A 9108-nucleotide genomic window follows, 5' to 3' on the forward strand; every position below is an offset into this window, starting at 1 on the left:
CGCCCGGCGGGCCGCCCGCCGCCGCCGCGCTGTGGCCATGCGTCGCGCTCGTCGCGGTGGCGGCCGCCGCCGAGATCCTGTCCGAGTTGGCCACCGGCTGCGGCACGGCGCGCGCCACCGCGTGGCTGCGGCACCGGCTCGTCCGGCACCTGCTCGCCGCCGGCCCCGCGCTGCGCCTGCCGCCCGGCGACGCGGCCGCCCGCGTGGTGGGCGGCGCCGCCGAGGCCGGGACGGCGCCCGCCGCGGTGATCGAGGCGGCGGCGGGGCTGCTGCCGTCCGCCGGGGCGCTGGCCGCGCTGGTCCTCATCGACGGGCGGGCGGCGATCGCGATCGCGGTGGCGCTGCCCGCGATCGCGCTGCTGCTGCGGATGTTCGTCCGCGACGTCACCGCCTCGGCGCACCGCTACCTCGACATCCAGGGGACGATCGCCGGGCGCCTCGCCGAGGCCCTCGCCGGCTCCCGCACGATCGCCGCCGCCGGCACCGCCGAGCGCGAGGCCGCGCGCGTCCTGGCGCCGCTGCCCGGCCTGCGCGCGGAGGGCGAGACGATGTGGCGGGTGCAGGGCTCGATCGCCGCGCGCGGCCTGCTCACCCTGCTGCTGCTGCAGGTCGCGGCCGTCGCGGTCGCCGGGACGGAGCTGGCCGCGGGCCGGATCACGCCGGGCGAGCTGGTCGCGACCGTCCAGTACGCGGGCCTGGCCGCCGGGTTCGGGCCCGTGCTGACGCAGGTGCTGCGGCTGGGCCGGGCCCGCGCGGGCGCCCGCCGCGCCGCCGGGATCCTCGCCGTCCCGGCCCGCGCGCACGGCACCGCCGCGGTGCCGCCCGGGCCCGGCCTGCTGGAGTTCCGGGGGGTGCGCGCCGGCGGCGTGCTGGACGGCCTCGACCTCACCGTGCCGGCCGGGCGCGCCGTCGCGGTCGTCGGCCGGTCCGGCTCCGGCAAGTCGCTGCTCGCGGCGCTCGCCGGCCGGCTCGCCGACCCCGACGAGGGCGAGGTGCTGCTGGACGGCGCGCCCCTGCCCCGCCTCGCCCGGACGTCCCTGCGCCGCGAGATCGGGTACGCGTTCGCGCGGCCCGCGCTGTTCGGCGCGACCGTCGAGGACGCCCTCACGTTCGGGCCGGCGCGGCCGCCCGCCTCGTGGCTGCGCGAGTCGGCGCGCGCCGCGCAGGCCGACGCGTTCATCCGCCGCCTCCCGGACGGCTACGCCACGCCGCTCGCGGACGCGCCGATGTCGGGCGGCGAACGGCAGCGGATGGGCCTGGCCCGCGCCTTCGCGCACGCCGGGCGCGTCCTGGTCCTGGACGACGCCACCTCGAGCCTCGACACCGTCACCGAGGTCCAGATCACCGACGCGCTGCTGACCCGGTTCGCCGGCCGCACCCGCCTGCTCATCGCGCACCGCGCCACGACCGCCGCGCGCGCCGACCTGGTCGTCTGGCTGGACGGCGGCCGCGTCCGCGCCACCGGCACCCACCTGGCCCTGTGGGACGACCCGGACTACCGCGCCGTCTTCACCGCGCCGGCGGCGGACGGCGCATGAGCACGGGGCGCGGGGAGCTGATGCGGACGGTGCGGCGAGCCGTCGCGGGGGTCGTCCGGGCGCACCCCCGGGCCGTCGCGGCCGGGCTGGGATGGTCGGTGGTGGAGGCGGTGCCGACGGCGGTCCTCGGGACGGCGGTCGGGCGCGCGACCGACGCGTTCCGCGGCGGCCGGACGCGGGACGCGGCGGTGTGGCTCGCGGTGCTGGCCGCCGCGGCCGCCGTCGGGGCGTTCGGCAGCCGGCGGCTGTACCGGGCGCTGGCGGCGCTGGTGGAGCCGTTCCGCGACGAGCTGGTGCGGCGGGTCGTCCGGGGGGCGCTGCGCCGGTCGCTGGACGGGGCGGCCGACACCGGCGCGGTGGCGCGGCTCACCCACCAGGTGGAGATCGTCCGGGACGCGTTCGGGGGGCTGCTGATCGTCGCCCGCGGGTTCGCGTTCTCGGCCGCGGCGGCGCTGCTCGGGCTGCTGGCGCTGATGCCGGAGGTCGCGGGGCTGGTGCTGCCGCCGCTGCTGGCGGGGCTCGCGCTGTTCTGGGCGGCGTTCGGGGCGGCGGCGGTCCGGCAGCGCGCGCTGGTCGTCGGCGAGGAGGCGATCGCGGCGCAGGCGGCGGAGCTGGCCGGCGGGCTGCGCGACGTGGCGGCGTGCGGCGCGGAGGACGCGGTGCGGGACGCGCTGGGCGGTGCGGTCGACGCGCAGGCGGCGGCCGGGAACGCGGTCGCGCGGTTCGCGGCGTTCCGGGCGCTGGCGCTCGCGGTGAGCGCCTGGGGGCCGGTGCTGGCCGTGCTGGCGGCGGCGCCGTGGCTGATGCGGCGCGGCGCCACGGCGGGCACCGTGATCGGGGCGCTCACCTACGTGCTGCACGGGCTGCAGCCGGCGCTGCGGACGCTGGTGCAGGGCATGGGCAGCAGCGGGCTGCGGCTCGCCGTCACCCTCGGCCGGATCGAGGAGACCGGCGCGACCGGGGCGCTCGTCCCGGCAGTGCCCGCGCGCGCGGAACGGAGCGGCGCGCCGCGGGCGCCCGCCGTCGAGCTGCGAAAGGTCACCTTCGCCTACGGGAATGGCCGGGAAGTGATCAGCGAGCTCGATCTGACCATTCCGCACGGTGATCATCTGGCGGTGGTGGGGCCGAGCGGCATCGGCAAATCGACGCTCGCCGCATTGTTCGCCGGAACGCTCTCGCCGACCGGCGGAGAAGTGCTCGTGGAAGGCGCGGCGGCGGGCGATCCACGGATTCGTGCGCTCATTCCGCAGGAGGCCTACCTTTTCTCCGGCACGGTCCGGGAGAACCTGACGTATTTCGCGCCGGACGCGGACGTGCCGGAGGTCTGCCGGGCGGTGGACGCGGTGGGCGCGGGACGGCTCGTCCGGGACCTCGGCGGGCTCGGCGCGGACCTGGACCCGGCGGCGCTGACCGAGGGGCAGGGCCAGCTGCTCGCGCTGTGCCGCGCCTACCTGTCGCCCGCGCCGGTGGTGATCCTTGACGAGGCGTCCAGCCGGCTGGACGCGGCGGCGGAGGCGCGGGCGGAGGCGGCGTTCGCCGCGCGCGGCGGCACGCTGATCGTCATCGCGCACCGGATCGCGTCGGCGGCGCGTGCGCGCAGGGTGCTGGTGCTGGACGGGACGCGCGCGCTGGTCGGGACGCACGCCGGGCTGCCGCGGGTCTCGCCGCTCTACCGGGACCTGGCCGGGCGCTGGGAGGCCGGGGCGCCGCCGCCCCGCCCGGGGCCTGAGGGCGCGGGCTCAGAGCCATCCGGCGTCCTCGGCGATCCGGATGGCGTGCACCCGGTTCCGGGCGCCGATCTTGCGGTTGATGCGGGACAGGTGGTTGCGGACCGTGCCGATCGTCAGGACGAGGTGCTCGGCGATCTCGGCGGCGGTGGCGCCGCGTGAGGCGAGCGCCAGCACCTCGATCTCGCGCTCGGTGAGCGGGCCGCGGGCCGAGCCGAGCTCGGTGAAGGCCATGTCGGCGTCGATGACGCGGGCGCCGGAGGCGGCGCGGCGGATGGCGTCGGCCAGCTCGCCGGGCGAGGTGTCCTTCAGCACCAGGCCGGCCGCGCCCGCGGCCACCGCGCGGCGCAGGTCGCCGCTCCGGCAGCGGCCCGCCATCAGGACGGTGCGGCACTCCGGGACGGTCTCCTTGAGCGCGCACGCGGCGGAGAAGCCGTCCAGGCCGGGCAGCCCGACGTCGACCAGCGCGACGTCGGGGCCGCACCGGCGGGCCGCCCGCAGCACCTGCTCGCCGCGGTCGACCGAGGCGACGACCTCCAGGTCCGGCACGCTCTCGAACAATGCGACGAGTCCGCCGCGGAGCAGCTGCGCCCCTTCGGCGAGCAGAATCCGAATCATCTTCGACTCCCGAGGCAGCCGGCGTCGCCTTGACAGGGCGCGGTCAGGGGCAGCGCATACCCAGTGAAGTTAACACTATTCTGCATAGCGCCGTAAAGATACGACGGATTCCCACAAAGCACGACATCGGGTATTCCGCGAAATGCAGAGTCTCACTCCAGGAAGTCCATTTCCCGGCCGGTTCCGGACGCGCGGGCGGCCCGGTAGGCGGTCCAGCTCAGCACGAGGTCCTGCCACGGAAGCCCGACCGGTGCGTACACGGTGACCTCGCCGTCCTTCACCCGGCCCGGGACCTCGCCGAGCAGCAGGTCGCGCAGCGTCCCGGCGGCGTGCTTGACGTCCAGGCCGGCTCCGGCCAGCACGCCCATCTCGACCGCGAGCGGCACGTCGTCGACCACGACGCGGGCGCCCTCCAGCAGGTCGGCGGCCAGCTCGGCCTTGCCGGGCTCGTCGGCGCCGAGCGAGGTGACATGGGTGCCCGGCGGGACGTCGGCGGCGTGCAGCAGCGGCCGGCGCGCCCACGTCGCGACGACGACGATCCCGGCGCCGCGCACCGCGTCGCGCGGGTCGGCCGCGACGGACGCCCGCGCGCCGAGCCGCGCGCCGTGCCGTTCGGCGAACGCGGCGGCGCGTTCGGCGTCCAGGTCGCAGACCGTCAGCCCGCGCACCGGGCGCAGCTCGGCCAGCCCCCGCATCACCAGCTCGGCCTGCGCCCCTGCGCCGATGACCGCGACGGTGTCGGCGGCGGACCGGGCGAGCGCGTGCGTGCCGAGCGCGGCCGCGAGGCCGGTGCGCCACGCGGTGACGGTGGCCGAGTCCAGCAGCGCGAGCAGCTCGCCGGTGGCGAGGTCGTGCAGGCACACCACGCCGCGCAGCGCGGGCCGCGATCCGGGGAACTTGGCGTTCACCTTCACCGTGTAGGCGGGGACGTCCTCCACCACGCCCGGCAGCAGCGCCGTGGCGGTGCCCTGGCCGGGCACCTTCGCCACGACGCGGCGCGCGACGGACTCGTTCCCAGCGGCGGTGAACCCGCGGCGCAGCGCGCCGAGGCACTCGGTGGGCACGAGCAGCGATTCCAGGTCCGAACGGGACAGAAGCAATGTCACCGGTCCATTCTCCCGGCCGCGGCCCCGGCTGTCACCCGCGCCTCCGGCGCCGCCCGCGTCACTCCGGGCGGCGGCGGGCCGCGGTCAGCTCGTCCCACCCGGCCATCCAGTCGTTGCCCTGGCCGTCGATGAACGACCCGGGCGGCGGGGTCACCCCGTGCTCGCGGAGCCAGGCGCCCGGGCGGCGCATCGAGGGCCGCACGCTGCCGTCGCTCGGCATCAGCTGCGGCGGGATCGGCCCCGGCATCGCCTGCGGGAGCCGCTCCTCCTCCGCCGCGTCCGCCTGGTCCTTCTCCTCGGCCATCCCGATCGGGCCCTCGCGGCGGGCGTTGAAGAACTGGTTGACCGCCGGGTGCGTGCTGGACAGCACCATCTCGCGCGGGCCGAACATCACCAGCCCGCGGCGGAACAGCAGGCCGAGGTTGTCGGGCAGCACCCGGGCGGTGCCGATGTCGTGCGTGACGATCAGGAACGTCGCGCCCATCTCGGCGTTGAGGTCGACGAACAGCTGGTTGAGGTAGGCGGTGCGGACCGGGTCCAGGCCGGAGTCCGGCTCGTCGGCGAGGATGATGTCGGGGTCCAGGACGAGCGCGCGGGCCAGCCCGGCGCGCTTCTTCATGCCGCCGGAGATCTCGCCGGGCAGCTTGTGCTCGGAGCCGGCGAGGCCGACCATGTCCATCTTCTCCAGCACGATCCGGCGGATCTCGGTCTCGCCCTTCCTGGTGTGCTCGCGCAGCGGGAAGGCGATGTTGTCGAAGACGTTCATGGAGCCGAACAGGGCGCCGTCCTGGAACAGCACGCCGAAATGGCGGCGCATCTCGTACAGCCGGTTCTCCGCCAGCCGCGGGACGTCGCCGCCGCCGACGTAGACGTGGCCGCGGTCGGGGCGCAGCAGCCCGACGAGGTTCTTCAGGAACACCGACTTGCCGGTGCCGGACGGCCCGAGCAGCGCGGAGATCTCGCCCGCCGGCACGGTGAGCGACACGTCCTCCCAGATGACCTGGCGCCCGAACGACTTCTTCAGCCCTTCCACCCGGATCTCGACTCCCATGGGCACTCCCGTGCCGGGGAACCGGGGGCGGGGGGATCCGCGTCGTATGTCCGGTCCCCCGCCGTCTCGACTGTACGACGCGGGCCGCACGGCCGGGAGGCCCACTGGACGCCGCGTCCAGCCGCGGCCGGTGCGCCCCGGCCCGGTTCCGCGCGCCCGAAGACGCCCCACCGCCCGCGACCGGGCGCGCGTACCCATTGTGACAATCCGTTCACCGGCGCTTAGGCACTTTCTTCCCTTTCGTCCCCATTGGGGCTTCTTCCACCATGTGCGGTGACCTCCGGCGCACCACTCGGGTGCGCCCGCTCCCCCCTGGAGGCACAGTGAAGTTCCGTCACGCACGCATCGGCGGCGCCGCCACGCTGACGGCGACCGGGCTGCTGGCGACCGCCCTCGCCGGCGGACCCGCCGCGCACGCCTCGACCACGGCCGCCGCGGCGCGCACCGCCCCGGCCGCCGACGCCGCGGCCCGGCAGGGCGCGGTCGCCACGGCGCTCGCGCAGCGGCTCGGCTCCCGCACCGCTGGCTCCTACCTGAAGGGAGGCAAGCTGGTCGTCACGGTGGCCGACGCCGCGTCCGCCCGCGCCGTCCGCGCCGCCGGCGCCGTGCCGCGGACCGTCGCCCGCGACGGCGGCGACCTGAAGAAGGTCATGGCCGCGCTCAAGCGCGACGCGGCCGTCCCGGGCACCGCCTGGGCCGCCGACCCCGCCACCGACCAGGTCGTCCTCACCATGGACAGCACGGTCAAGGGCGCCGCGCTCAAGAAGGTGAAGGCCGCCGCCGCCAAGCAGGGCGCGGCCGTCCGCACCGAGCGCGTCGCCGGGACGTTCCGCACGTTCACCCGCGGCGGCGAGGCCATCTACACCAGCGGCGCCCGCTGCTCGCTCGGCTTCAACGTCCGGCGCGGCAGCACGTACTACTTCCTCACCGCAGGGCACTGCACCAACATCGGCTCCACCTGGACGGACTCGTCCGGCCGCACGCTCGGCCGCACCGCCGGCAGCAGCTTCCCCGGCAACGACTACGGCATCGTCCAGTACACCTCCACCCCCACCGACACCCAGGGCTCCGTCAGCCTCTACGGCAGCGGCACCCGCGACATCACCGGCGCCGCGAACGCCACGGTCGGGCAGACCGTGTACCGCAGCGGCAGCACCACCGGCGTGCACAGCGGACGCGTCACCGCCCTCAACCAGACGGTGAACTACCAGGAGGGCAGCGTCAGTGGCCTGATCCGCACCACGGTGTGCGCCGAGCCGGGCGACAGCGGCGGCTCGCTGTTCGCCGGGTCCAGCGCGCTCGGGCTGACCTCGGGCGGCAGCGGCAACTGCTCCTCCGGAGGGACCACGTTCTTCCAGCCCGTCACCGAGCCCCTGAGCGTCTACGGCGTGTCCATCTACTAGATCGGCACCTAATAGATCGGCACCGCTCTCGGCGGCGGGCCGGTGGTCACCACACGTCCGGCCACCGGCCCGCCGCCCGTCAGACGGGGATCTCGAGGGTGCGGTGGATCTCGGCGACGACCTGCGGCTGCCGGTCGTTGAGGTAGAAGTGCCCGCCGGGCAGCACCTTCAGCGCGAACCGGCCGGCGGTGACCTGCGCCCAGCCCTTGGCCTGCGCCTCGGTCACGTGCGGGTCGGCGTCCCCGATGATCGCGGTGACCGGGACGGTCAGCCGCGTCCCGTCCCGGTGCGCGTAGTCCTCGATCAGCGCGAAGTCGTTGCGCACGTACGGCAGGACGAGCTCGCGCAGCTCCGGGTCGCGCAGCGCCTCGGCGTCGGTGCCGCCGAGCTTCAGCATCGCCTCGACCACGCCGTCGTCGTCGCGTTCCGCGACCCGCTCGTCGCCGCGGTCGTGCGGGGGCCGGGCGCCGGAGGCGAAGACGTGCACCGGCGGGGTGCCGCGCTCCTGCAGCAGCCGCGCCACCTCGTAGGCCAGCACGGCGCCCATGCTGTGCCCGAACAGCGCGGCCGGGCGGTCCATCAGCGGTGCCATCGCGCCGGCGATCAGCCGGGCGAGCTGGTGGGCGTCGGTGACGAACGCGTCCACCATCCGGTCGGCGCGGCCCGGGTACTGGACGGCCTGCACCTCCAGGGCCGGGCTGACCGCCTTCACCCAGGGCCGGTAGAACACCGCGGACCCGCCCGCGTGCGGCAGGCAGAACAGCCGCATCGACGCCCACGGCCGGGGCTCCGGGCAGCGGAACCAGCTCACGTGATCAGCTCCTCCTCCTCGTGCCGGCGGGACGCCGCGCGCGGGTCCCGCGGCAGCGGCCACGGCGCGATCCGCGGGTCCGGGACCAGCTTCGGCGCGGTCGTCTCCGCCGCCACCTTGAAACCCCGGCGCCGGTAGTTCGCCATCGCGTTCGGGTGATCGAGCGTACTGGTGCGCAGCCACACGCGCGAGGCCGGACCGCTGCCGCGGGCCCACAGCTCGCCGCGCCGCCACGCCCGCCGGGTGCACTGCTCGACCAGGTGGCCGCCGCAGCCGCGGCCGACGAACGCCGGGGTCAGCCCGACGAGGTGGATCTCGGTGTCGCCGCCCGGCTGGGCCTCCAGCTCGAAGAACCCGGCGATCGTCCCCTCGGCCGTCACCAGCCAGGTGGACAGCTCGGGGCGCTCCACCCAGGCGCACCAGTCGGCGTGCGACCAGGGGAAGCGGTCCGTCCAGCAGACGCGGGCGCCGACCATCGCGTACAGGGCCCGGCTGACGTCCGCGGACGGCACCCCGGCCAGGGTGACGGTCATCTCGACGCCGGGCGGCGGCGCGGGCCGCAGGTCGGCGGGGTCGAGCATCTCCATCGCCCACTCGGTGACCGCGGGGATCTCCAGCGCGCGCCCCGCGCCCGGGTCACTCACCCATGGCCTCGACGAGGCTCTTCGGGCGCATGTCGGTCCAGTTGGCCTCGATGTACTCCAGGCACGCCTGCCGGGTGTCCTCGGCCTTGGCGACCGTCCACCCGGCGGGGACCTCGGCGAACGACGGCCACAGCGAGTGCTGGCCCTCGTCGTTGACGAGGACGGTGTAGGTGCCGTCGGCGTCCTCGAAGGGGTTCGTCATCGGTGTCC

At 76.1% G+C, this 9108-nt stretch carries 8 protein-coding genes and 1 pseudogene; 3 read left to right on the plus strand and 6 right to left on the minus strand.

Annotated features, from left to right (window positions below; translation table 11 throughout):
- A partial coding sequence (locus QP089_RS34745) for an ATP-binding cassette domain-containing protein (protein ID WP_285917556.1) occupies nucleotides 1–1538 on the plus strand: 1538 nt, incomplete at its 5' end.
- 896 nt (nucleotides 1539–2434) lie between these two features.
- Nucleotides 2435–3016: pseudogene (locus QP089_RS34750) on the plus strand (ATP-binding cassette domain-containing protein); the annotation flags it as partial.
- A 261-nt stretch (nucleotides 3017–3277) separates the two neighbouring features.
- Here the strand turns inward: QP089_RS34750 and QP089_RS34755 are convergent.
- From QP089_RS34755 to QP089_RS34765, 3 genes are all read right to left on the minus strand, one after another.
- Nucleotides 3278–3883, minus strand: coding sequence for a response regulator transcription factor (locus QP089_RS34755; RefSeq protein WP_285917558.1), 606 nt, complete (start codon nucleotides 3881–3883; stop codon nucleotides 3278–3280).
- A 152-nt stretch (nucleotides 3884–4035) separates the two neighbouring features.
- Nucleotides 4036–4989, minus strand: a complete 954-nt coding sequence (locus tag QP089_RS34760) for an ornithine cyclodeaminase family protein (protein ID WP_285917560.1) — start codon at nucleotides 4987–4989, stop codon at nucleotides 4036–4038.
- A 58-nt stretch (nucleotides 4990–5047) separates the two neighbouring features.
- Nucleotides 5048–6040: an ABC transporter ATP-binding protein gene (locus tag QP089_RS34765; protein WP_285917562.1), complete on the minus strand. Its 993-nt coding sequence runs from the start codon at nucleotides 6038–6040 to the stop codon at nucleotides 5048–5050.
- A gap of 323 nt (nucleotides 6041–6363) precedes the next feature.
- On the opposite strand from QP089_RS34765, the gene QP089_RS34770 reads away from it, so the two are divergent.
- Entirely contained in the window at nucleotides 6364–7443 is a 1080-nt protein-coding gene (locus QP089_RS34770; protein ID WP_285917564.1) for a S1 family peptidase, read from the plus strand.
- 79 nt (nucleotides 7444–7522) lie between these two features.
- Here the strand turns inward: QP089_RS34770 and QP089_RS34775 are convergent, their stop codons facing one another.
- Genes QP089_RS34775 through QP089_RS34785 form a run of 3 tightly spaced genes read right to left on the minus strand, consistent with a single transcriptional unit; the run spans nucleotide 7523 to nucleotide 9100 of the window.
- Nucleotides 7523–8254, minus strand: a complete 732-nt coding sequence (locus QP089_RS34775) for a thioesterase II family protein (RefSeq protein ID WP_285917566.1) — start codon at nucleotides 8252–8254, stop codon at nucleotides 7523–7525.
- On the minus strand, nucleotides 8251–8898 hold the full coding sequence (locus tag QP089_RS34780; protein WP_285917568.1) for a GNAT family N-acetyltransferase: 648 nt from the start codon (nucleotides 8896–8898) through the stop codon (nucleotides 8251–8253). Before QP089_RS34780 ends, QP089_RS34775 begins: the two co-directional genes overlap by 4 nt.
- Complete coding sequence (locus QP089_RS34785) at nucleotides 8891–9100, minus strand: MbtH family protein (protein ID WP_285917569.1); 210 nt, start codon at nucleotides 9098–9100, stop codon at nucleotides 8891–8893. Before QP089_RS34785 ends, QP089_RS34780 begins: the two co-directional genes overlap by 8 nt.
- Between the last annotated feature and the right edge of the window lie 8 nt (nucleotides 9101–9108).

The organism is Actinomadura opuntiae (assembly GCF_030283205.1).
Taxonomy (GTDB): Bacteria; Actinomycetota; Actinomycetes; order Streptosporangiales; family Streptosporangiaceae; genus Spirillospora.

What these genes read in the sequence shown, in the direction of transcription:
- QP089_RS34755 (WP_285917558.1), bottom strand. Translation starts at nt 3,883, where the DNA reads ATGATTCGGATTCTGCTCGCCGAAGGGGCGCAGCTGCTCCGCGGCGGA.
- QP089_RS34765 (WP_285917562.1), bottom strand. Translation starts at nt 6,040, where the DNA reads ATGGGAGTCGAGATCCGGGTGGAAGGGCTGAAGAAGTCGTTCGGGCGC.
- QP089_RS34785 (WP_285917569.1), bottom strand. Translation starts at nt 9,100, where the DNA reads ATGACGAACCCCTTCGAGGACGCCGACGGCACCTACACCGTCCTCGTC.